This window comes from Trinickia sp. (assembly GCF_057351765.1).
Genome location: NZ_JBMRBK010000024.1, coordinates 113288 through 136404 on the forward strand (window position 1 = coordinate 113288; position 23117 = coordinate 136404).

Genomic DNA, 23117 nt, shown 5'->3' on the forward strand with positions numbered 1-23117 from the left:
TGTCGAAGCCAACTGATCGCCACCATGAGCCACGCCCCCCGGATTCCATCGTCGAGCGCGCAAACGAGCCGCACGTCGCGCGTCAATCGCGCGGCGGCGCTGGGACTCGTCTTCGCGCTATGGCTCGCGCTAGGTGCGTTCTCGGCCTGGAACCTCAATGCCGAGCGCCAGAACGAGCGCTTGCAGACCGAGGCGCTCGCGAGCGCGCTGGCCTCGCATACGACCCGGGTGTTGCGCGAGGCGAATCAGGTCGCCGATGTCGTCACATGGCTCGTGAAGCGCGACGGACCCGAACTCGCGCTGGAAGACTACGTCCATTCGGGCCTCGTCGATCTCGACGTGTTCACCCAGGTGGCCGTCATCGACAAGCACGGCATTCTGCGTGCTTCGACGTTTCACGGCTTCGTGCCGATGGACCACACGGATCGCGACTACTACCGCGTCCACATGGACGACCCCAGCGCACGCCTGTTCATCAGCAAGCCCGTCATCGATCGCGTGAGCGGCGAACGTTCGGTCCAGCTGTCACGCCGCATCAACGATCCGCAGGGACGATTCGTCGGCGTGGTCGTGGTGTCCGTGCCGCCGTCGGTCTTCACGGAGCTGCTCGAATCGGAGCGCATCGGGCGCGACGGCCTCTTTGCGGTCATCGGCACGAACGATTATGTGCTGCGCGCCCGCCGCACAGGCACGCACTACAACTTCGACACGAGCTGGCCGATCCCGCCGCGCTCGCCGTTGCGCGTCGCGCTCGCGCGAGCGTTGCGCGGCACGTTCGAAGCGGCCAGCTTCTACGACGGCGTGCAGCGCACGATCAGCTACGAGCGTCTCGAGGACTATCCCGTCGTGGCGATGGTCGGGTTTTCGAACGCCGAATATCTGCAAGCGTTTCGGCAGCGCACGACAGCGCTCGTCGCCGCGGGTATCGTCCTGACGCTGCTGATCCTCGGCGCCGCGCTCGTTCAGGGGCGGCTCGCCAAGCGCCTCGAAGCGTCGTCGGCACGCGAGAGCGAAGCGCTCGCGCGCACGCGCGACGAAGTCGAGCGCGCCGAAGCGCTCTTCAAGGCGATCCCCGATGCAGCGGTCGGCTTTTCCGCCGAAGGCCGCATCGATGGCCACAATCCTCACTTTCTCGCGCTCGTCGGCTGGACGGGCGACGACGCGGTCAACGCCACGCCGGCCGATGTCGCCCGCGCATTTTTCCGCGACGACCTCGAGCAGGAGGGCGCGGCCGAGGCTGAGCGCCTGGCGGCCGTGCTGGCCGGCGACGCGACGCTCGGCAACGCGCAAAGCGCGATCTTCCGCCTCGAAACGCCGGTGCCGGCCGTCTTCGAAGTGCGCGTCGAAAAACGCGGTACGGCATCGGCGGGGGTGGTCGCGCTGATTCGCGACGTGAGCCGCGAGCGGGCCAGCGAGGAAGCGCTCAAGAACAGCGAAGCGCGCTATCGGCAGTTGATCGAACTGTCGCCCTACGCGGTCTTGCTCATTCAAGAGCAAACGATTGCGTTCGCCAATCCGAAGGCGCTTCAGACGCTCGGCGCCTATTCCGCCGCGCAAATACGCGGGCTTTCGCTGATGGAGTTCCTGCGTCCCGACAGCCGCGCGACGATCGAGGAACGCATGCTGCGTTTGTCGCGCTCGCGCATCGCTTCGCCCGCGCGCGAAGCGAATTGGCTGCGACTCGACGGCAGCACGTTCATCGGCGAAATGACGGCGGTACCGTACGAAGTGGACGGCGCCTGGGGTGCGCTGGTCATGCTGCAGGACATCACGAGCCGCAAGGAAGCCGAAACGCAGCGCGACCGTTTCTTCGATCTCTCACTCGACCTCATCTGCCTCACCGACGCCAACCCGGCGGGCTACTTCAAACGGGTCAATCCAGCCTTCACGAAGGTGCTCGGCTGGTCGAGCGAGGCGTTGCTGTCGCGGCCTTTCATCGAATTCGTACACCCCGACGATCGGGCCGCGACGGTCGCCGAAATCGAGCGCCGCGCGCCGGGCGAGCCGATCGAGAATGTCGAAAACCGCTACCTGTGCCAGGACGGCAGCGTACGCTGGCTCGCGTGGAAAGCCATCCAACTCGACGGGCTCATCTATGCGACTGCGCGCGATGTCACCGAAAGCCGGCTGGCCACGCAGCAACTCGAACAGGCGCGTGCCGAGGCCGAGGCCGCCTCACGTGCGAAGAGCGCCTTCCTCGCGGCGATGAGCCACGAAATCCGTACGCCGATGAACGGCGTGATCGGCATGACCGAGGTCCTTGCGCAAACGGGGCTTACCGCCGATCAGGGCGACATGATCACGACGATTCGCGAATCGGCGAATGCGCTGCTGACGCTCATAGACGATATCCTCGACTTTTCGAAGATCGAGGCGGGACGTTTGCATATCGAGTTCGTGCCGGTTTGCCTCGCCCATCTGACCGATGGGCTGTGCCAGTCGCTCACGCCCGTGGCCGAGCGCGCGGGCGTCAAACTGTCGAAATTCGTCGCGCCCGATCTCCCGCGAGCCGTACTGTCGGACGACACACGGCTGCGGCAAGTGCTCAATAACCTCGTCGGCAACGCGATCAAGTTTTCGGGCGGACGGCCCGACACACCGGGCAGCGTGTCGGTGCGCGTCACCGCCACGCCGCTCGAATCGGGACGCGTCGAGGTGGCGTTCGCCATCGCCGACAACGGCATCGGCATCTCGGCGGAGACCCTACCGAAGCTGTTCAAGCCGTTCACGCAAGCCGAAGCGTCGACCACGCGCCGCTTCGGCGGGACGGGACTCGGCCTCGCGATCTGCCGCCGGCTCGTCGATCTCATGGGCGGGACCGTGACCGTCGACAGCACCGTCGGCGCGGGCTCCACATTCACGGTACGGCTGCCCTTCGATGTCGAAACGGAGGCCGTCTCCGTCAGCCGCTTTGGCGTGCACGCCACGGCACAGGGGCGCGACCCGGCCCGCATCGAGCGTTCTGGCCCGGTGTTATCGGTCGCACAGGCGCGCGAGCAAGGCCGGCTGATCCTCGTCGCCGAGGACGATGCGATCAATCAGAAAGTGATCCTGCGCCAGCTCGGCTTGCTGGGACATGTGGCCGAGATCGCGAGCGATGGCCAGGAAGCGCTCGCGCTGTGGCGGGCGCATCGCTACGCGCTGCTGCTGACCGATCTGCACATGCCCGAAATGGACGGCTACGAACTCGTCGAGACGATCCGCCGCGAAGAGCCGCCCGGCACACGGCTCGCGATCGTCGCCTTGACGGCCAACGCCGTGCAGGGCGAAGCGGCGCGCGTCCAGGCGGTCGGGATGGACGGGTATCTCACCAAGCCGCTTCAGCTCAACCGGCTGCAGGCCGTCCTCGAGGCGCACTTTCGCGCACCCGACGCCATGGTGCCGATGACCGCGCCCATTGCGGAGTCTCAAGCGCATACGACCGCGCAAACAGCGGCGGCCGTCGATGTCGAGATACTGAAGGGCATCGTGGGCGACGATCCGGACATCGTGCGTGAATTGCTGTCGGACTATCAGCAATCCGTCGGCAAGCTGGCCGCCGAGTTGCGCACGCACTGCGATGCCGGACGCGGACGCGAAGCCGGCGCGATCGCCCACAAGCTCAAATCGTCGTCGCGCTCGGTAGGCGCGATGGCGCTCGGCGATCTGTGCGCCGAACTCGAAAACGCCGGCAAGGCGGGCGATCTCGCGACGCTTGCCAACTGGGCGAATCAATTCGATACGGCACTCGCGGCCGTGGAAGACACGCTCGAGCACCTGCTCGCGGCAGAACTGAAATAAATGAATCGATAGGGGCTCAACGATGTTCAACGAAGCCGATCTCTCTTGCGAACACGCCTCGATTCTCGTGGCGTCCGAAGCCGTCGCCGACGCGGAGCTGGTCGGAAAACTGCTTGCCGACGACTTCGGCACCGTGCGTTTGTCCGTCAAACCGGAATCCGCCGTTGCCGACTTCGAAACGCACCGCCCGGCCGTGCTCGTGCTCGCGTTCGATACGATCGAAGCCGCGCAGCGTTATTACCTCGGGCTCTACCGGCTCGGCACGACAGTGCACACGGTGCCGCATCGCACCGTGCTGCTCTGCAATTCCCGCGATCTCCGCACCGCTTACGAACTGTGCCGCAAGGAACACTTCGACGATTACGTGCTGTTCTGGCCGGCCACGAACGATGCGCCGCGCATTCGCATGTCCGTGCATCAGGTGCTGCGGCTCATGCGCACGGAAAACCGCGCCGGCGAGTCGTGGCTGCGCGCGGCTCCCGGCCAGCCCGCCACTGCCCGCTCCGTGCGGGCGACGGCTCGCGCCGCTGTCGCGCCAGCGCCCCAGGCCAGTGCCCAACCGGCTGCCGCCGCACCGCGCGCGGGCGGGTTCTTCGAGGAGGCGCAGCGCGCAAGCCCCATCGCTGCCGGCGCCGCCCCCGAGGCAGTGCCTGCGAAGCCCGACGCGAGCGCCGCGCCGCAACCGGATCGGCCCAAAGTCCTCATCGTCGAAGACGACGAATTCCAGCAAAAGCTGCTCGCACGGCTGCTCTCCGGGCAGAACCTGCAGCTGGCGTTCGCGGGCACGGGCGCCGAAGCGCAATCGCTGATGTGGGAGATGAAACCCGATCTCGTGCTGATGGACGTCGGCCTGCCCGATACGAGCGGTGTCGAGGCGACGCGCGCGATCAAAGCGATCGCGCAATTCGCGCACGTGCCGATCGTCATGGTGACCGGCCACAGCGAACGCGCCATCGTCGTCGAAAGCCTGAAGGCAGGCGCCGTCGATTTCCTCGTGAAGCCTTTCGATCGCAATACGCTGGTCGACAAGCTGCGCCTTTTCCTGTCCGTAACGGCAATGTCATGACAGTCGCGCGCGGCGCGGTCCACGCGCCGCCTGCCTCACTCATTCATTGATTCATTGATAACGGTGAACTGCATGACTCAACCCACCAAGCAACGCAAGATCCTGGTGGTCGACGACGAGCCTTTCGTTCTGAAGGTGCTCGTGCGCCAACTCACGCAGCTCGGCTACGAGGCGATACTGCCGTACGAGCACGCGCAAGACGCGCTGGCCGCGCTCGAAGCCGAGGACCATGAGATCGACGTCGTCTTCACGGACTTGCAGATGCCCGAGATGGATGGCGTCGAGTTCCTGCGCCAGCTCGTGGCGCGCGGCTACGATGGACAAGTCGTGCTCGTGAGCGGCGAAGATCTGCGCGTACTGAAGAGTGCGGAAAAGCTGGCTTACTCGCGCGGGCTGCGCGTGCTGGGCTCCCTCGCGAAGCCGGCCACGCGCGAGCAATTGCAGCAGCGCCTCGCGACCGATGCGCCGAATACCGCGGCCAACGCGAGCGATGCGCCCAGCTACTCGCCCGATGAATTGCGCGTGGCCATTGCAGCGGGGCAGATCGTGATGTGCTATCAACCGCAGGCCGCGTTCGCAACGGGAGAAGTGGCCGGCGTCGAGGCACTCGTCGCATGGCAGCACCCGCGCGATGGCCTCGTGCTCGTCGGACGCTTTCTCAAGATGGCCGAGCAGCATGGCATCGTGGACGATGTCACGCGGGGCCTGCTCCCAGCTTTGTTAGAACAAGCACGGCAATGGCACGCGCTCGGCCCCGATTTCCGGCTCGGGATCAACCTGTCGACGGACGATCTCGCCTCGCTCGATTTTCCCGATTTCATCGTCGACGCCGCCCATGCCGCCGACTTCCCGCTTTCGCGGCTCGTGCTCGAGATCACCGAAACGCGCATCCAGCGCAACCGCCTCATCTCGCTCGATGTCCTCACGCGTTTGCGCTTGAAGCGCATCAGTCTGTTGATCGACGATTTCGGCACCGGCGACGCGGCGCTCGCCCATCTGCGCGACATTCCGTTCGACGAACTCAAGCTCGAGCGCAGTTTCGTGCATGGCGCAAGCCGCGATTCGTCGCTCGGCGCGATCGTCAAGGCCACGCTTTCACTCGCGCGCCAGCTCAACATGCGCACTGTGGCGCAAGGTATCGACGACCTCGAGGACTGGAAGGCGATGCGCGACATGGGCTGCGAGGTCGCACAGGGCGCGTTCGTCGGTGCGCCGATGCCAGCGGCGCAACTGGCCGGCTGGCACGAGGCGTGGACGCAACGTTATGCGTCGATGATGTAGGCCTCCCGCTTTAGGCCGAACGCGCGGTCCCGTGAGCGTCGTTCATCGCGCGTCGATCATGAGGACATCGATCTCGAACGAGTCGTCCTCGGCAACGGCGAAGTACTCGCGCACTTCGTCGGGTGCCGCGCGCCAAAGCGAGCGGATCCCCGCCACGCGCTCCGCGGGTGTGCGCATGCGCGCCACCCATTCGTCGAACTGCATGGGCAGCCTCCAGCGCTCGCGCACATGCGCTTCGAAGCCCGCCCGTTCGAAAAAGGTCAACCATTCGTCGGCACGGTAATCGCGGATGTGGGACGTGTCGCGCAGGAGCTCGACACTCTGCACGTAAGTGTCGAGCAACGGATGGTCGGCACCGGCCACGTCGACGAAGATCGCCCGCGCGCCCGGCTTCAAAACGCGGCGCACCTCGGCGAGGGCGGCCGGCACGTCGTGCCAATGATGGGCACTGAACCGGCTCAAGACCCAATCGAACGACGCATCGGCGAACGGCAGCGCTTCGGCGGCGCCTTGCTGAGTCCGGATATTGTCGAATCCGCGCTCGTGAGCGGCTGCGGCGACCGTCTCGAGCATCTGGGCCGAAAGATCGTAGGCGGTCACCGTGGCCGCATGGGGCGCCACCGCAAAGCTTACATGGCCCGCACCGCAGCCCAGATCGAGCACGCTGCCGCCCGGGGCCGCGGCGAGCTCGCCGGCCAGTGTCCGCAGATCGGCGCCACTCGCGTGAGATTGACTGACGAGATAGGCGGCAGCGGTCGAGCCGAATGCATCGGCAACCTGTTCGCGGTGTTTCATTGCGGCAACTCCTTCGAAGAGTAAAAGACGGATCGGACGAATCCGGCGACGACGCCCGCACGGCCGGCAACATCACGTGCACAGCCCCGAGGCGTCACATCTGACGCTACAATACGGTTGCCTCGGTACCGGTACAAGGCAAGCGATTATCCTGGTATCCGATCCACCCGGCTTGGCCCAGGCTGCCCGCTCGGGAACTGTCCGCGGGGCTCTACACGTTATGCATCACGAGCTGGCCCGGCAGCCGGCCTCGCGCCCAATCTTGTACATGAATCGAAGATGGCCAATACGAACGATCGACCGCCGGCTTCGCGCGCCATCCCGACACCGGCATCGTCGGCCGCTGGCGATGCGGGGCCGCTCGGCGAAACACCCGCACGCGCGCTCGGAGATTTCATCCGCGCCCATCGGGAGCGTCTTTCTCCTCAGGCCGTGGGGCTGCCACCGGGCCCGCGTCGCCGCACACCGGGGCTGCGGCGCGAGGAAGTTGCTCAACTGTGCGGCGTGAGTCCCACTTGGTACACCTGGATCGAGCAAGGGCGGTCGGTCTCGGCATCCCCCGATGCGCTCGCACGCATAGCGGCAGCCTTGCAGCTCACGCGGGCGGAGCGCGCCTACCTTTTCGAGTTGGCGGGGGAACGCGACCCGTCGGAACCCGCGCCGGCCGCGGCGGACGCCCCCACCGCGCTGCTGGCGACGGTACGCCATCTCGATACGCCTGCTTATGTGCTCGATCGGCAATGGAATGCGCTGGCGTGGAACGCGCCGGCGGCCGCGCTGTTCGTCGGCTGGCTCGATGGCGCGCCGCAAGACCCCACGCGCGAGCGCAACTTGCTGCGTTTCACGTTCACTGTGCCTGCGGCGCGCACGTTCATCGTCGATTGGGAAACGCGCGCGCGGCGCCTCGTCGCCCAGTTCCGCGCCGATTCGATCCGGCACCTGAACGACGCGCCGACACGGGCCCTCATCGATGGGCTCGTTGCCGAAAGCGAGGACTTCGCGCGGTTTTGGGCGTCGCAGGATGTCGGCGAACGCGAAGTCGGCAGGCGTGAATTCGATCATCCCGATGCGGGTCGCGTCGTCTACGAACAAATCACGTTCAAGCCCGCGCATCGGGAGGATTTGCTGCTTGTGGTGCTCGTGCGGGACTGAGGCTTACGGCGCGGGTCGGGGCTCACACCGTTCTCGCGAGGTCGTTGAGCAAGAGTCCAGCATCGTCCAGTCAATGCCTCGCTCCAGTTCGAATCGGCAGGTAAGCCCCCGCGTCGATATCTGCGTCTGGACGGCCTGCTCCGCGGCTGCGGTGCGTCCCCACGGTACAGTCTCCATGTCCTCGATCAGACGCCCCAGCACGGCCAGATCGATGCGATCACTGTAGTGAGCGACCAAGAAGTGTTTGGCGCGCCGGAACCGAACGCCGGTGTCGGCGAGTTGCGCGGCCAAGGCCTCCGCGCCGCAGCCCGCCGCAGCGATCTTTGGGGCATGCCGCGTGATGAGTGCGGACATTCCGGACAGCTCTGCGCCCCCCGCAGTCATGATGTGCTGCAGTTCATCCTCCAAGTCCGAGCGCTTGAAGAGGCACGCCGCGATTAGGTCATGGCCTACGTGAAAGCTTGCCCGGGAGGCGAGCCCCTTAAGGGCTTGCCGCGGCCACATCGCCGCCAGGAACAGGCTGGCCTGCCGGAGGCACTCATAACGACCGCGCCACCGGTCGTCATCTTCAGCGCACATCTCCAGCCACCGCGCGTACGTGTCGATCAGCGACCAGCAGTACTCGATACCACCGCGCCGACAGCGCAGTATCAGCCCACGCACCACACGACTCTGCGCGATCGCGCTGACAGCCGAAGACATCGGCAAAGTATGCAAGGCAACGTACTGCGATGCGTCCTCGAAGACCTCCCGATACCGGACCAGCGTAGCGACCACCGACTCCCAATTCGGGCCGTTAAAGCGCTCGGCAAAGCCGTCGACCGCATCGTTCTCGACGTACGAGAAATCGTACGACGCATCGAAGAGGAAACGCGTTGCGGCCACAAAGCGTGTGATGTCCTCGTGATGCCAGCGACCTGATGCCGGCACGCCGAGGCGGATAAACAATGTCCAAGTGCCCAACACCTGCTCGCGCCGGACCGTGAGCCCCGGAAACATCCAGGTGCGCAAACGATCCAGAAATACTTCGAACGCCAGGATTCGCGCAATCTCGTCGCCGCGGCAATCGGGCGGCTCTGCCCATTCCACCGTGATCTGACGGGGCGTGAACACGTAGCTAGCCTTATGCGTCCCCATCGGGATCTGAATCTCTAGGAGCTCTCGCTCAAAGCGCAAAACCTTCGTCGACCGGCTGCTGAATGTCGAGCAGAAACGCGCAAGCGCTTGTACCCGTTGCGGTAGCCAACGCGTATCCAGTCGCAGCCCCGCCAGGGACCACTGGTGCAGGAGGTTGTGCAGAACGTGCGGGTTTTCATAGCGAGGAGCAGCCTCGCGTGCAGCCATAATTTTGTCAAACTCGGAACGCCAGTTGCGGTCCTCTATCTCGAACGACTTGAGTATCTCCTCATCTTTCCACTGACGCAGCCATACCTCGAAGCGACGGAGCACTATGTCATCGCGCTCAGAAAGCGGCTCCGCGCTCAGGAGTGCGATCCATTGCTGCATCACCACAAGGTATCGCTGGTAGCTAGCGGCATCGCCCCCCTCCACCGCACGAGCGAGCAGTCCCTTCAGCGACGCGTCGTAGGTTTCAATCAGCGATCCCCTGAACTGCTCGGCGACATCCTTCAGATCGGCGTCGCACAGCGCGTTTCGCAGCCTCGAGTAGGCCTCATTCAACTGCTGTGAGAGCCACGCCGCCGCGGCTCCGGCAGACACAATTCCCCTGAACGACGCCACCGCCTGCTGGAAGGCGTTCACTGGTTCGAGGACGGCAGGACGATCCAGCACCCGCATGGCCAGCCGCACGACGCTGGAGATCGGCAGCTCCAATGAATGGATGGACGCCATCGATCTAGCGGTCAGACCACTCTCAAAGGCGCGTGCCAACGTATTCAGGTATGAAACGGTCTCATCCGCCTCATAGAGCGGCAGTCGTGCGCATTCCGCACTGACTAACGATACGGTCTCCAAGACAACCACGGCGTTGTCTCGCTGCTGCGCAGCCAGCTGTATGGCTGCCGAATTGAGCAAACAGGAAAGAGTTCCCGCTGGTACCCAAGCCGCTGCTGCTTCGCAAACCAGCAACGCCATTATGAGACGCAGGTCGGCGCTTTCGACTAGTGGGCGTATATCGGATGACAGCGCAAATAGCGTGGGCAGTTCGCGCCACAGCTCGATGCGCGACACGCGGGCGGCGCGTTCATAGGCTTGTGCGAATTCGGTGCGCGCGGCGAGTCCTCCAGCGTACCCCGAATGCCGCGATCGCCCGATCTGCGCGAGGAGGGACGGCGACTCCACCGCGCCGCCGACCCGCTGCATCCACAGTGTCGCCATCGGCTGTTCGGTGCGCGCAAGCAGTCGTTCTTTGACCTCCTTGGCCAGCGGCAGAAGATGCAGTTGGGATAGGGCGTCGGTGCATTCCAGTGTCAGCTCGCCGGTGGGAGAAAGCACCTCCTCCGTGAAGACGCAGGCGCAGTCGTCGGGCAAAATCAGCTCTCGGCGAACCTCTGTCTGAATTGACCGCAGCATGGTTGCTCCCCCCAGCACGCATGTGCCGCGATCGAATGCAGCACAGTCCGCCCCGGCTGGCACACGCCGCGTGTCCGCTCTGACGCAGGTGATCTTCTGCTGCCGAAACATGATGCCGGCATGTTCTTCCGCACTGCCTTTGTCCACCATGACCACCGCCACAGCGGCCTGCCCCTGCGTATCTAAGGCGAGATACCGACGCCACGCACTCATAAGGTCCGGCGCTACCAAAACGTGGCCAAAGGACGCCGCGCCTAGCATCAATAGCCCGGCCTCCACCACGTCGTAGTGTTGGTTTAGCGCTTCGTAGCAGTCGTCGGTAAGCGACGACCGCTCACAGAAGGCAGCATCAAGATGTGCCGGCCTAGCCTGCAGCAAATGCAATCGCTGAACCAGGGTCTCACGCAAGTGTTGTCCCCGCCAGAGTCGGAGGCCAGTGGTGGCCGGACGCAGGGCAAGAGTCGTCGCCCGCGAGCCGGTGTTCTGGGCGCTGGCGAAGCCGAAGCCCATCGTATGGGCGACGTTCATCAGCCTCTGATTGCGCGGCGCAATGGTGGTAATGGAGACGAAGCCCAGCGTCGTTTCGAGGCCCCATTCGCAATCAATGGCCGCGAAGTCGAAGGCCTCCATCAGCTCGGCACATACCGCCTCCATTCGATCCAAGACCGTCGCGTCCAGAAATGGCGAGTGATTGGGGCCGACATCATCAGCAACATCGATCTTCAGCAGCGGCTGCACAAAGCATGAAATGGCCTCGGAACGAGCAGTTCGACCCGAAAGTGCCTGCTGACGCCGTGCATGCTCGGTCGATCCGCTCAGGGCCACGGCGGCGATGCGCTGCATCAGATCTTGCGGCGCGAGGCATATCAGGCTTTCGTAGCCCCCCGCGTTGACATGATCCGTCAAATCCTCGATGCCGGCACTACGCACGATCCACGGCGCCGGACCGCAGATCTCCTCCACCGCCTGTGGCAGTCCGGGTAACGCCTCCGCCAATAAGGCGGCGTAGCCCGACACCGCTCCATCGGTCGGCGTCAAGACGCCCGTGACGTTGCTCGGCAGCGGGGCGATGGGGAAAATGGGCGGTACCAGATCGCCCAATGAATCGATCTTCCGAATGCGCAAAAGCCGATCCAGCTTGGGGCCGTAGTACTGTTCGTCGTCTGTAATCATAGGTTTGGCACGCAAACTCTGATGGATGGGGTGCTGCGGCCCATCTAGCGGGCTAGCAGCTGGGAGTCACTCTTGCTTTGGAAGATGCCCGCCGATCTCCGTTGACCGAGTCAAAGCGCATGAGGTCCACGTGTGGACTTTCAGTAGCGTCATCATTGGATCGCATTGCCTCATCCGGTATATCTCCCAGGAACCCACCCCTTTGGTGGGCCCACAGCCGCGCATAGAGGCCGCCTTGGGCGAGCAGCTTCGTGTGATCGCCTTCTTCGACCACACGGCCTTCATCAAGAACGATCAGCCGGTCCATCGCCGCGAGGGTCGACAGCCTGTGCGCGATCGCGATTACCGTCTTACCTTCCATCAGGCGGTAGAGGCTGTGCTGAATCGCGGCTTCTACTTCGGAGTCGAGCGCACTGGTGGCCTCATCGAGTAGCAGGATCGGCGCGTTCTTGAGCATCACACGCGCAATTGCGATACGCTGACGCTGCCCTCCCGAAAGCTTGACGCCGCGCTCGCCCACGTGCGCCTCGTACCCGGTCCGGCCGCCTGCATCCCTCAAGTTCTTAATGAATTCATGGGCCTCGGCACGCCGGGCTGCCGCCTCGATCTGCGATAGCGTAGCGTCAGGTCGGCCGTAGGCAACGTTGTCGGCCACTGAGCGGTGCAGCAGCGACGTGTCCTGCGTGACCATGCCAATGTGTCTGCGCAGCGAGTCCTGCGTGACGTGCGCAATATCCTGCCCATCGATCAGAATGCGGCCGCTCTCCAGGTCATGAAAGCGCAGCAGCAGGTTCAGCAGCGTCGATTTGCCGGCCCCCGAGCGACCTACCAGACCAATCTTCTCGCCCGGTTTGACTGTTAGGTTAAGTTCGTCGATTACTCGGCGGCCGGTATCGGCGTATCGGAAGCTGACATGCGCAAAGCGCACCTCGCCACGCGGCACGTCGAGGACGGGAGCGTCGACCGCGTCTAGCACGGTGCGCGGTCGCGACAGCGTCTTCATACCGTCCCGCACCGTGCCGATGTTCTCGAAAAGGCTTGTCATCTCCCACATGAACCAGTGCGACATTCCGTGCAGCCGCAAAGCCATCGCGATGGCTGCAGCCACAGCCCCCACGCCCACCGCGCCGTGCGACCACAACCAAAGCGCCGCACCCGTCACGCCGGCGGTGAGGCCCAGGGTCAGCAGGTGGTTGACAACGTCGAAGGCACTCACTATGCGCATCTCACTGTAGCCCGTGTGCATGAATTCCCGCATCGCCTCGCGCGCGAAGTCTGCCTCGCGTCCCGTGTGCGAGAACAGCTTGACCGTGGCGATGTTGGCGTAGGCGTCTGTCACGCGCCCGGTCATCAGTGCGCGCGCATCGGCCTGCGCCCTGGCGACCTTGCCGAGGCGGGGTACGAAATAGAACAGCGACGCGATATACAAACAGAGCCATGTCACGAACGGCCACACCAATTGCATGTCGAGTACGCCGGCCAAGACGATCATGGTTGCGACATACACGCCCATCGTGACCAGGACGTCGGCCAGCACGAAAATGGTTTCGCGCACCGCGACCGCCGTTTGCAGCACCTTGGACGTGAGTCGGCCTGCGAATTCGTCCTGGTAGAAGGCCATGCTCTGGCCCAGCATGAGCCGGTGGAAATTCCAGCGCAGCCGCATCGGCAAATTCTCGGTGAGCGTCTGATGCTTGACGACGGTCTGCAATGCCACGACGACGATGCTGAGAGCCATCAATGCGGCCACCAACAACAGTCTGTCACCGCACTCGGCCCACAGGCGCGACGGCACTTGGGTGCCGAGCCAATCGACGAGGCGCCCAAGCATCGCAAACAGCAACGCCTCGAACGCCGACACGACGGCCGTGAGTACCGCCAAGACGGCGAGCTGCCCACGTAGACCCCGCGTGCATGCCAACATGAAGGCGACGAAACCCTGGGGTGGCAGCGGGGGTTCCGCGGTGGGGAACGGGTGAAGTAGTTTTTCGAAGAAACTGAACAAGGTATCGGCCTCTCAGACTGTCCACGACCATCGCCATACGTCCGTCCGGACTACGGAAGATGCGCCCGGACCGAGCGATGAACAAGCAGGTAGTGCGTTCTGTCAGGCACGGAGGTCATCGATCGATAGGGACAATTTCTCGAAGGCGGCGGCCACACGGACCATCGCGTCCGCATCGGCCAAAAGCATGCGGTGGGGCAGTGCAATGCAGGATCGCGAGAACGCATGCGCTACGGGCAGGTGGTAACGGGACGGATCAATAGCGTCGGTAAAGTCCTTGTCCAGCGCGAACCGCTTGCGCGAGAACGGCTTGTACAAACGATTCCGGCTGAGTGCGCTGTACATCGGCTTACAGGGCAACCGGATCTCAGCACTCAGCGCCGCGGCGAATCGCTCGACGCCCGCGGCCTCGACGATCGACTGCGGCAGTCGGACGACGTAGGTGTAATGTGCACGAGCCGTGGTGCCGACGGCGGTCGCTTGTGGTGAAAAACCTAGAGAAATCAGTAAGCTATCCAGCGCGGAGGCATTGCGACGGCGCCGTTCAAGTTGCTCGTCCAACATCTCCAATTGCGCCACTAAGATGGCCGCATGAAACTCAGAGAGACAGTAATTGCTGCCCATGATGTCAGCGGTCTCGACCAGCGCCATCTCGTTCATCTGTGGCGGCTGCACAGACAATGTGCGGCCGTCGGCCCGCAGATGCGCCAAGCGGCGCGCCAAGCCGGCGTCGTCCGTAATCACCGAACCGCCCTCGCCGCTCGTCAGCAACTTGCTGTGCTGCATTGAGAAGGTACCGGCTGCGCCGAAGCGCCCGACGTGCCGCCCGGCGTAGCGAGCCCCATGCGCCTGAGCGCAATCTTCGATCAACGGAATCGATCTCTCTTGGGCGATTGCCACCAGGCGATCCAGGTTGGCGACGGCCGATCCAAGATGGACCACGGTAATCGCCCGCGTACGCGACGTGATGGCACGCTCAAGCGACGACGGATCCAGGCAACCGGTCTCCGGCTCGACATCGGTTAGTACAGGGATCGCATTGACGCCGAGTACCGCCGACGCTGATGCGACCCAACTCACGCCGGGCACGATCACCTCGTCGTGTGCCCCGACCTCGCAGGCCTCCAACGCCATGGTCAGACTAGCGGTGCCCGTCGCGGATGGAACGCAAAATGCGGCGCCGGTGTAGGCCGCAAACGCCTGCCCGAAACGCTCTTCCCACGATGCCTGCCCGCGGTATTGACCGCTTATTGACCAACGGTGGCTGCCGAGCACCGCGTCAATGTTGCGCCGCGTGTTCTCACTACTCTGTGGCCAATCCGGCCAATGTCCATCAACAACGGCAGCGCCTCCGTGAATTGCCAGCTTTTCCAACAGGGATACCTCCATAAATCATCGTTCATCAAGATAGTGCAGGCAGCCGGAACGTCCGCTTGACGTTTATGCGGAGCGATCTGCTTTACCGACCCGATTCACGTTGGCCACGGCATGGAAATGGGGCTATGCGCGTGGAGTATCGAGTTCGGTGCGCGCATTGCACGACCGTCCGTCAATTCGCGCGGCGCCATAGGCGCTCCGCGTACCGCGCGATGCCCGCGCCGACACGACTAGCATGCAGCAGCATGTCGGCAATGGTCGGCGCGCTAGTCTGAGAGCGATAGCCCCACATGTCATCGCGCTTTGCTTCCAACACGCTCTCGATATCGATCGTCACGGCTGGCGCCAGGCCTTGACCGGTAAGCTGCCTATTGAGCACGGCCAGCGGTAATCTCGCGCTGTAGGGAACGTCCTCGTAGTAAAGGACATCGACCTGACCCAGTGCTTCCGCTGCAGCCCGCACGATTTGGTGATCAACATGTCCGCCAAGGCCGCACGGCGCTAGTACGAGATCAGGCTGCAGACGCGCCGCGGAGTTGCCAATCAGCTTTACGACGTTCGCGGTTCGCGGATCATCATCAGGTGCTACGCTAAGCTCCTTCGCCTCGTCATAGCCCATCACGAAACTGTCAGGACAGGGCAGAAGGGCGTAATCGATCCGACGTCGCTCGCAGTAGGCCCGATCCTCCCGCTCCCGCATCGCCGATATGGCGTCCACGGAATGCCGTCGCAGCGCCTGTGGGAGCGCCCACCCGCTGCGCCCGAAGACCGTCGTCAGTTGAATCTTCGTCCGCCCGGAAAGGTGAGCTACGATGCCACCTATCGAATATGCAACATCATCCGCGTGCGGCGAAAGCAGCAAGGCCCTCTTGTCCATTATCGATTTCAAGGTCGATGGGATCATCGATTCATTCCGATCCACTCAATGGCCTGCTCAGCGGGAATGATGTCCGTGGCCCCGTCCATCATGCTGAAGGCTGCCTGGAAGCGTCGCTGCAGGCTTACCGGCATGGTGCCGATCGCTCCCAACTGGCGCGACGTGGCAGCCAGCGCGGTTTCGAAGCGCTGAAGCAATTCGTCCAGCACATCAGCTGTTGCCAACGAGACCGCCTGATTATCCGCTTCATACAGCAGCAGACCAGCCGCAGCACAATTCGCGTACAGGATTCGGTCCATGGCCTCGGTTGCAGCGACGATCTGAAGCATCGGGCCGTCACCGTAAATATCAATCGGTAGTGCGCTCCGCCGCACGGAGTCCCGCATTTCGGAGGCCAGGGTGGCACCGCACTGAACGAGCCGCTGATAGCCATCCTGGTTCGCCATGTACTCCAGCGTGGCCAACGCCGACACGATCGGGATTGTGTCGAAATAGGCGGTATAGGTGAATTCCTTCGCCAACGCCATCACATCGGGTCGACCGATCAGGCACGACAGTCGATGGCCATTCGCCAGCCCCTTGGCAAAGGTGTACAAATCCGCGTGGAAACCGACCGTCTTAGGAAATCGGGAAGCGGGCACCGAGCGATAGCCTTGTTTGACGTCATCGCAGCACAGCAGGACACCCTCGCGGCTGGTGATTTCCGCCAGCCGACGCAGCGTATCGGGTTGCAGATGGACATAGTCCGGCGACAGAATCACCACGGCCACCTGCCCGCGATGTTGCTCGAGCAGTCGTTCGAGCAGTTCGGGCACAAAGTAGAAGTCAATAATGCCGCTGGCATTAGCATCGAGCAGGCGATCAGCGCTGACCCAGTAGTCGCCCCAACCATGAAAGCCCGCGCTGGCAACAAGCCGTCGACCGGAAAACTGCCGTGCAACCTGGACGGCAGCCCGGCAGGCCTCCGTGCCTGTGCTGAAAAAAGCCAAATGGGCGTTATCCATGCCCACGTCGCCGATGATCCGATTCGCGAGCTCCTCGTGCTGGTCGCTCCAGCACGTAATCGACGCCCCCTCGCTTTGTAGATGACGGGTTATCGCCGCATTCACCGCTGCGTGATGATGCCCGAGGGTGACGCAGCCTTTACCATTCATCAGGTCGATGTACTGTTTTCCGTCCGAGAGCGTCACCTTGGCGCCACTGGAATGGACGGCACGCAGCCTGGGCGGCGCGGTGTAGATGCGGGTAACGATGTTGTTCGGTCTGTCCATTTCGTCCTGTTCAATGTATATCGAACCCGGCCAATTCAGAGGTCGTCATAAGCAACTGACGGAAGTCTTGGCATAAGGCGAGGCGACCGCCATCGCTGAGCGTCCTCACGCTTCGCACTCTGGCCTCGGCGATCGTCAGCGCGGCCAGCGGCAACGTCTCACGGACGCTCGAATAGGCCAGGCCGCACAGTGACGCAAGGTGCCGAGCGTCCGCAAGCGTCAGGCGGTTCTCCAAACTGAAGGCTGCCACCTCCAGTTCAGGAAAGCTGACGTCGCCCCAATTCGCTTCCAGCTGAAAGCGATGAATTCGCCCCTGCTCGTCGACCTGCCAATGCCACCCGCCACAGGCATAGCGCAATGACGAACGAATCGCCTTGCCGGTCCGCCCTAGCCACGGTACTGGCCGCGACAAAAAAGCACCCAACGGTTTCGGCACCTTTAGCAATGGGTCGCATCGCTCTCGCATAGCGTCTACGATGGCTGACCAGCGGGGGCCGAGCGCCATCGCCGCTCCGCTGTTGTGTGTACATGCGACGGCTTGATGTGTAAGGACACTCAACCAGTTCGCGGCCTGCGATAGCAGGTCGGCACGCAAAGACGGGCTCGCGCCATGAAACTGCTTCCGGAACGGCCGCGCTGCTCCGATGTCGACAGAGACAACATAGCCATCGATGAACCACGCTGGGCGCGCGCTGCCCATTTCCAGCACCCGCTGGAACTCCGCCTTACCGAATACGCCTTCACCAACGAAACGCAGGTGCAACAGCGCGCGACGATCAGGTCCGCAGACCGCGAGCGGCGTCTTCCGCGGATTCACCAATGGCCGCCGCCCATTCAGAACCTGTAGGTCATTCCACGGCAACCAGGGACGGCCGAGTCCATAACGCGCCTCGCCTTGCGGACATCGGAATTCCAATTGCACATGGTCGGGAAGCGCATGCAGACCTGGCACGCCCCGTAGCCGCGCGATGAATGTCGGATGTTCATTAACTAGCAAACACTCCCAGAGCCGTGGATACCGACGGTCGCGCATCACGGGTACTGGCGCGGGCGTTGGCGCAGGATGTCCCGCCGGACCGCGCCAAAGCTTCCCGACGCTGGAGAACCACAACTCGATGCCGGGCGCGCGCAGCACGGCTGCCACGCGTTCCATCGTGCCCCCCGTATCCGGCCGATCGTCCACCACCACAACCACCGGCGCGACCCGGCGCTCCAACCAGGCCTGACCGGTCGCTAGTCCATCGAACGCCTCGTGTCCCGTCTCCGGGCGCACCGTGCACCAGTGCGCGTCAGTGACGCCCAGCCCTGTCAGCGCGGCCTTCCAAAGCGGCGCGAGATAGGTACCCCCGGTACGGATCCCGACGACCAGCATGGGGCGGCCAATGCCCACCTGCTCTGTCAGCCGCTCGCCATCGCCAACGATCAACTCAAGGTCTACGAGGTCGTAACCGCAGCACTCCGGCATCGGCAGATGGAGCAGTTTGCTCAGAAGAGCGGGCCTCGAATCCTCCCCGAACTGGATGCATGCAAAGGCGACGTCATTGTTCATCGCTGGCGCTGCCACCACATGGCCGAGCAGCGACTGTGCGGCATGATCGGCCTCGCCTTCTGCACGACGAAGCTCTCCTTCGATCTGGTCCGTCGTCGTGACCATAAGATCCCCCCCCGACTGACGGGTGGCAAGGAGGTCGGCCCAGAATTGCACGGCGGCGCAGGCCACTAGGTATCGGTCCAAGTTCCCCTGACCAGCGGCGGCGCGCAACCGGCCCAGCGCTTGTCGGATGTCGATGCGAATCATCCCCGCAAGGCATTCAATGGCGGAATCGCTCATCGTGGTCCTCTGTTGAGAGATACATGGGCAGGCCAGTTGATGAACTCTTGATGCGGCTTGGAGCGATCCCGGCGCTGCGATCAACTGAATTCACGGTCTTCTCGGCGCAGATCTAGGACATCTCCGTCCTGCAATGGGTACAACGCACAATGCAGAATGCCTTGCTCACGATGTTGCGGAACGCTGGATCGCTGACCCTGGTTGGACCAGAATGAACCAATCACAGCTTGGCCTCCTCGACTGCAACATTTGCAACCTCGGCCAAGCAGGCCTCTATGCACGACTGAACCAGTGAGGACTGCACTAGCGTCAAAGGCCTATCGATTGGTCCGCCGGGAATCCCCAGACCCTTCAGCAAGATCATGGCCACCTGATCTGATCCGGCGGACACATAGCCGCGCTTGTTGTCCGTGCGCAGCAACGACATCACCGCTCCGACGGTAACGCCGGCGGGCAATCGCACCGCCAGTCCATTGCGCTTCAGCAGCCGATAGTGAAGCTCCACGTCGGCCTCGCGCAGCAACCCGAGACGACCGGCCACTTCCGCCGCCACGATCATTCCGAGGCCGACGGCTTCGCCGTGCGGCACACGACCATTCGCCGCCAACTCGATGGCATGGCCTACCGTGTGGCCATACTCGAATACGAGCGCCTGCTTACGCTCACATTTATCGACAATCATGACCTTCTGCTTGGCAAGCAGGCCGGCTTGGACGATGAGCATTAACTCGGCATCGGAATAGCGTGCGTTGGAGTTCAATCCACTCTCAAGTAACGGGATGTTCTCCGTCGCCACGGTCACTGCATTCTTTATGATCTCGTACATGCCTGATCGAATTTGCGAAGCAGGCAATGTTTGCAGAAAGCTGATATCCACCAGCGCCGCTGTCGGCTTGTGAAAAGAGCCCAACAAGTTTTTACCCTGCGGCAAATTCACCGCCTGTTTAAGTGAGGCCACTGAATCTGCCGCGGCAATCAGGGTCGTCGGCACATGCACTAGAGGAATGCCGCGAAACAGCAAAGCGGCTGTCAACCCGGCCAGGTTACCAATGACCCCGCCACCAACGGCGACGATCAAACCGCTACGATCGATGCCCGCGCACACCATTTCCTGGGCCAGGTGCTCAACCGTTGCCATGGACTTCGTCGACTCGCCCTCCTCGACAATCCAGAGCCTGGCCGGCACCTTAGCAGCGAGCCGATCAAACAATGCATCTCCGTACAGCCGAGCGACGGTCCTGTCAGTGATTAAGTGATAGCTCGAGGCCTTAAAGTCACGCAACCTGACGACGATCTCATCCACACATCGAGTCCCGATCCATATAGGGCAACACTCGTTTTCAAATTGGAGTTGCAGGTTGTGCATAGAACACGTTCTCCTTTTCACTGGCGTTGTCGCATCGAGCACAGCGGGATGAAATCTCGCTTTCCCCGTTGTTTAAACCCCCTGCGCCTACAGCGAATCGACTGCGGGTCCGCAGCTGCTAGCATGCGGTATCAGCGTCTCGTAGACGTTTGTCATCGTTTCGCCTAACGCGCGTTTGCCACTACATCGACGTATGGTGGCTGCAAGCGCCCCGTCAACTCCCCCCGCCGACCATTTTCGGACCAAATCACCGTACCCATAACTTCGTGCGCTGCGATGTATGCGAGGGGCGTTAAGGAAATGATGGTTAATGAAGCTAAGGCGTATCCGGGACGGAGCCGAGGACGGATATAGAAGGCACTTCACGAAGCGGGCCGACGACGATGAAAGCCAGATCCGCTTCGCGGAAGCGGAAATCGCAGGCACGAGGCGCGTGACGAAGCGGCAACGCTTTCTCGCCGAGAGAGGAACGAGATATGTGCAGGGTAACTTCGTCCGAAAACGATTGAGCGTAGCGAATTTTCAGTGCGCTTGCCGGCACCATGCGTTTGCTCGATAGCAAACGCGCGTTGGGGAAATGGCGACAAACGCCTGCAAGGCGCTGATCGGGACTGGGCTGCGTTCATGCAGCGGATCAACAGGGGAAACCTTTTAGACGCGAAAAGCGAGATTTCGTCCGGCCCTCTCCATGCAACAACACTAACATCGAGATGACCTCTTCATTGACACCGTTCGTTGAACACCTTGCTCTTGGCGCGTCGCACAGGCACGGGCTTCGGTCTGAGGTCTCGCTTGGGGACCCTTTCGATGTAGTCGTTATCGGCAGCGGCGCTGGTGGTGCCGTGGCAGCAGAGACCTTTGTACGTGCCGGGCTTCGCACGCTGTTGCTGGAAGAAGGCGCTAGGCTCAATGCGAGTGCAGAGAATGCAGCCGTGGATGCGGACGCCGATAACGCGTTGGCTGGCAATGACGCGCAGGGTTGGAATTCGCGCGGATGGCCATGGAGTACGCGTAATCTTGGCGGTGGCACCGTCTTCTACGGCGGCGCGTCATTCCGGTACACCGAGTTCGACTTCGACCCCAGCGAACGTATTCGCGTCGACGGGCTGCCGGTGAAGTGGCCCATCGATGCCGCCGACCTCCTTCCCTTTTATCAGGAGATGGAGTCGCGTCTTTCCATCGATCACGCGGGGTTCGTGTGCGAACGGCGACAGCCCCCCGAATCTTTGAGCCTGCCTGCGGAACACCTGTGGGATGGTGCGCTCCGATTAGGCCTTTCGCCCCGCGCTACCCCCGTAGCAATCGATCGTGCCCTTTGCAATTACTGCTCGCTTTGCATCTCGGCGCAATGCACGCGCGGCGCCAAGCGCGATGCGGTGAAAGCCATTCTCGGCCCGCTGGCTGATGCATCCAATCTAGTGCTGCTGACCGGCGTTAAAGCTCTCGCGCTGACGCAGGAGAAGCGTAATCGCGTCAATGCCGTGCAATGTATGGATGTCGGGACCGGCCATGCTCGATCCATCCGAGGGCATCGCTTCGTCCTGGCCTGCAATGCGATTCAGACGGCCGCCTTGCTGCTGCGTTCAGTTACACCCTATGCGCCCAGTGGGCTCGGGAATGAGCATGGCGTTGTCGGTCGAGGGCTCTGCATGAAGCTAAGCGAATACTCGCAGGGCATTGCGAAGGCGGATCGACAACAAATGGACGCGCATCCAGTTGGCTATCGCGGGCCGTTCTCGACGGTCTGCGTGCTCGACCATTATCTCGATGGACGGTGTCCGAATGGTGTTGGTGGACTGATCTACGAAGCCAAGCACGATGACTGGCGCCCTTTGCAGGTCGACGGTCTGCTATTGCGAGTCGAAACCATTCTTGCAGACCACCCCTCTCTCGGGAATCGGGTGCGTCTCTCCAGTAGCACGGACCGCTGGGGCCTGCCGAAAATCATGATCGACTACACGACGGACTCGCGAGACCTAGCGCGCTTGGCGTACATGCTAGAACGCTCCGCCGACTGGCTAAAGGCCGCCGGCGCACGAGATATTCGTCACCAAGCCTCGAACTTTGCCGCGGGCAGTACCCATCTGCATGGCACCTGCCGCGCGGGCAAAGATCCGCGGACTTCGGTGGTAGATCGGGATGGTAGGCTCCATTCACTGGATAACGTCTACGTCGCGGACGGTAGCTATATGCCCTATCCCGGCGGATTGAATCCCACTCTGACGATCCAGGCCAATGCACTGCGAATCGCTCGCCTAATCGCTCGAGAGGCAACTGGTCATGCGGACACCTCGCGAGTGCAGCAACCCGCTGCTTCTTAAAGAACGTTGATAAAAGCGACCACGATTATGACGCCCGAGTTCATCCGCCAGCTCATCATCCATACGATCTGCAATGTAACCGGCGAGGAGCCAAAGGCTATCGTAGCCCTCGACAGAATCGAATTGAATGCCCGCGACTGGGAACAGATTTTCAGTCGACTGGAAGCGACCCTCGACATTCACACTGGCATGTTGACGTCAACTAAGAGATCGATCTCCATTGATGCCCTAATGCGCGCGCTGCACGCCAAGCTTGCTGGTGACATTATCTTCTGACCGAGCAAGCGTGC

14 protein-coding genes are annotated in these 23117 nt (G+C 62.6%); 6 read left to right on the forward strand and 8 right to left on the reverse strand.

Annotation, left to right across the window (positions count from 1 at the left end; all coding sequences use genetic code 11):
- Window positions 1-24: 24 nt before the first annotated feature.
- The 3 genes from ACO1XS_RS06445 (at window position 25) to ACO1XS_RS06455 (ending at window position 6127) form a co-directional block, all read left to right on the forward strand.
- Window positions 25-3780 carry a PAS domain S-box protein gene (locus ACO1XS_RS06445; protein ID WP_331572377.1) on the forward strand — a complete coding sequence of 1252 codons (3756 nt, stop codon included), beginning with the start codon at window positions 25-27 and terminating at the stop codon, window positions 3778-3780.
- Window positions 3781-3802: 22 nt separating this feature from the next.
- Window positions 3803-4846: a response regulator gene (locus ACO1XS_RS06450; RefSeq protein ID WP_486390245.1), complete on the forward strand. Its 1044-nt coding sequence runs from the start codon at window positions 3803-3805 to the stop codon at window positions 4844-4846.
- 72 nt (window positions 4847-4918) lie between these two features.
- Window positions 4919-6127: an EAL domain-containing response regulator gene (locus ACO1XS_RS06455; protein ID WP_486390246.1), complete on the forward strand. Its 1209-nt coding sequence runs from the start codon at window positions 4919-4921 to the stop codon at window positions 6125-6127.
- 42 nt (window positions 6128-6169) lie between these two features.
- Here the strand turns inward: ACO1XS_RS06455 and ACO1XS_RS06460 are convergent, their stop codons facing one another.
- Complete coding sequence (locus ACO1XS_RS06460; RefSeq protein WP_331572381.1) at window positions 6170-6922, reverse strand: class I SAM-dependent methyltransferase; 753 nt, start codon at window positions 6920-6922, stop codon at window positions 6170-6172.
- 318 nt (window positions 6923-7240) lie between these two features.
- Here ACO1XS_RS06460 and ACO1XS_RS06465 point away from each other — a divergent pair, with 318 nt between their 5' ends.
- Window positions 7241-8074 carry a helix-turn-helix transcriptional regulator gene (locus tag ACO1XS_RS06465; RefSeq protein ID WP_486390282.1) on the forward strand — a complete coding sequence of 278 codons (834 nt, stop codon included), beginning with the start codon at window positions 7241-7243 and terminating at the stop codon, window positions 8072-8074.
- 3 nt (window positions 8075-8077) lie between these two features.
- On the opposite strand, the gene ACO1XS_RS06470 is transcribed toward ACO1XS_RS06465, so the two are convergent.
- The 7 genes from ACO1XS_RS06470 to ACO1XS_RS06500 form a co-directional block, all read right to left on the reverse strand.
- The gene (locus ACO1XS_RS06470; protein ID WP_486390247.1) at window positions 8078-11779 is read right to left on the reverse strand and encodes a hypothetical protein; all 3702 of its coding nucleotides are present in this window, start codon (window positions 11777-11779) and stop codon (window positions 8078-8080) included.
- Between the two features lie 52 nt (window positions 11780-11831).
- On the reverse strand, window positions 11832-13784 hold the full coding sequence (locus ACO1XS_RS06475) for an ABC transporter ATP-binding protein (RefSeq protein WP_486390248.1): 1953 nt from the start codon (window positions 13782-13784) through the stop codon (window positions 11832-11834).
- Window positions 13785-13886: 102 nt separating this feature from the next.
- Window positions 13887-15173 carry a DegT/DnrJ/EryC1/StrS aminotransferase family protein gene (locus ACO1XS_RS06480; protein WP_486390249.1) on the reverse strand — a complete coding sequence of 429 codons (1287 nt, stop codon included), beginning with the start codon at window positions 15171-15173 and terminating at the stop codon, window positions 13887-13889.
- Window positions 15174-15333: 160 nt separating this feature from the next.
- Window positions 15334-16065, reverse strand: coding sequence for a PIG-L deacetylase family protein (locus ACO1XS_RS06485; RefSeq protein ID WP_486390250.1), 732 nt, complete (start codon window positions 16063-16065; stop codon window positions 15334-15336).
- Window positions 16062-17309, reverse strand: coding sequence for an aminotransferase class III-fold pyridoxal phosphate-dependent enzyme (locus ACO1XS_RS06490; protein WP_486390251.1), 1248 nt, complete (start codon window positions 17307-17309; stop codon window positions 16062-16064). The genes ACO1XS_RS06485 and ACO1XS_RS06490 overlap by 4 nt, the downstream gene beginning before the upstream one ends.
- A gap of 10 nt (window positions 17310-17319) precedes the next feature.
- Entirely contained in the window at window positions 17320-19140 is a 1821-nt protein-coding gene (locus ACO1XS_RS06495) for a hypothetical protein (RefSeq protein ID WP_486390252.1), read from the reverse strand.
- A 220-nt stretch (window positions 19141-19360) separates the two neighbouring features.
- Window positions 19361-20506 (reverse strand): 2-deoxy-scyllo-inosose synthase, encoded by a 1146-nt coding sequence (locus ACO1XS_RS06500; protein ID WP_486390253.1) that lies wholly within the window; start codon window positions 20504-20506, stop codon window positions 19361-19363.
- Between the two features lie 710 nt (window positions 20507-21216).
- Here ACO1XS_RS06500 and ACO1XS_RS06505 point away from each other — a divergent pair.
- Together ACO1XS_RS06505 and ACO1XS_RS06510 are read left to right on the forward strand one after the other, a co-directional pair.
- Complete coding sequence (locus tag ACO1XS_RS06505) at window positions 21217-22827, forward strand: GMC oxidoreductase (protein WP_486390254.1); 1611 nt, start codon at window positions 21217-21219, stop codon at window positions 22825-22827.
- Between the two features lie 27 nt (window positions 22828-22854).
- The gene (locus ACO1XS_RS06510; protein WP_486390255.1) at window positions 22855-23103 is read left to right on the forward strand and encodes a DUF6137 domain-containing protein; all 249 of its coding nucleotides are present in this window, start codon (window positions 22855-22857) and stop codon (window positions 23101-23103) included.
- Window positions 23104-23117 lie beyond the last annotated feature (14 nt).

Bases quoted from the DNA above. Each gene is read 5' to 3' on its own strand.
- ACO1XS_RS06485 (WP_486390250.1), bottom strand. From the start codon at position 16,065: ATGATCCCATCGACCTTGAAATCGATAATGGACAAGAGGGCCTTGCTG.
- ACO1XS_RS06505 (WP_486390254.1), top strand. From the start codon at position 21,217: ATGACCTCTTCATTGACACCGTTCGTTGAACACCTTGCTCTTGGCGCG.
- ACO1XS_RS06480 (WP_486390249.1), bottom strand. From the start codon at position 15,173: ATGGAGGTATCCCTGTTGGAAAAGCTGGCAATTCACGGAGGCGCTGCC.
- ACO1XS_RS06460 (WP_331572381.1), bottom strand. From the start codon at position 6,922: ATGAAACACCGCGAACAGGTTGCCGATGCATTCGGCTCGACCGCTGCC.
- ACO1XS_RS06450 (WP_486390245.1), top strand. From the start codon at position 3,803: ATGTTCAACGAAGCCGATCTCTCTTGCGAACACGCCTCGATTCTCGTG.
- ACO1XS_RS06510 (WP_486390255.1), top strand. From the start codon at position 22,855: ATGACGCCCGAGTTCATCCGCCAGCTCATCATCCATACGATCTGCAAT.
- ACO1XS_RS06455 (WP_486390246.1), top strand. From the start codon at position 4,919: ATGACTCAACCCACCAAGCAACGCAAGATCCTGGTGGTCGACGACGAG.
- ACO1XS_RS06490 (WP_486390251.1), bottom strand. From the start codon at position 17,309: ATGGACAGACCGAACAACATCGTTACCCGCATCTACACCGCGCCGCCC.
- ACO1XS_RS06500 (WP_486390253.1), bottom strand. From the start codon at position 20,506: ATGCACAACCTGCAACTCCAATTTGAAAACGAGTGTTGCCCTATATGG.
- ACO1XS_RS06470 (WP_486390247.1), bottom strand. From the start codon at position 11,779: ATGATTACAGACGACGAACAGTACTACGGCCCCAAGCTGGATCGGCTT.
- ACO1XS_RS06495 (WP_486390252.1), bottom strand. From the start codon at position 19,140: ATGAGCGATTCCGCCATTGAATGCCTTGCGGGGATGATTCGCATCGAC.
- ACO1XS_RS06445 (WP_331572377.1), top strand. From the start codon at position 25: ATGAGCCACGCCCCCCGGATTCCATCGTCGAGCGCGCAAACGAGCCGC.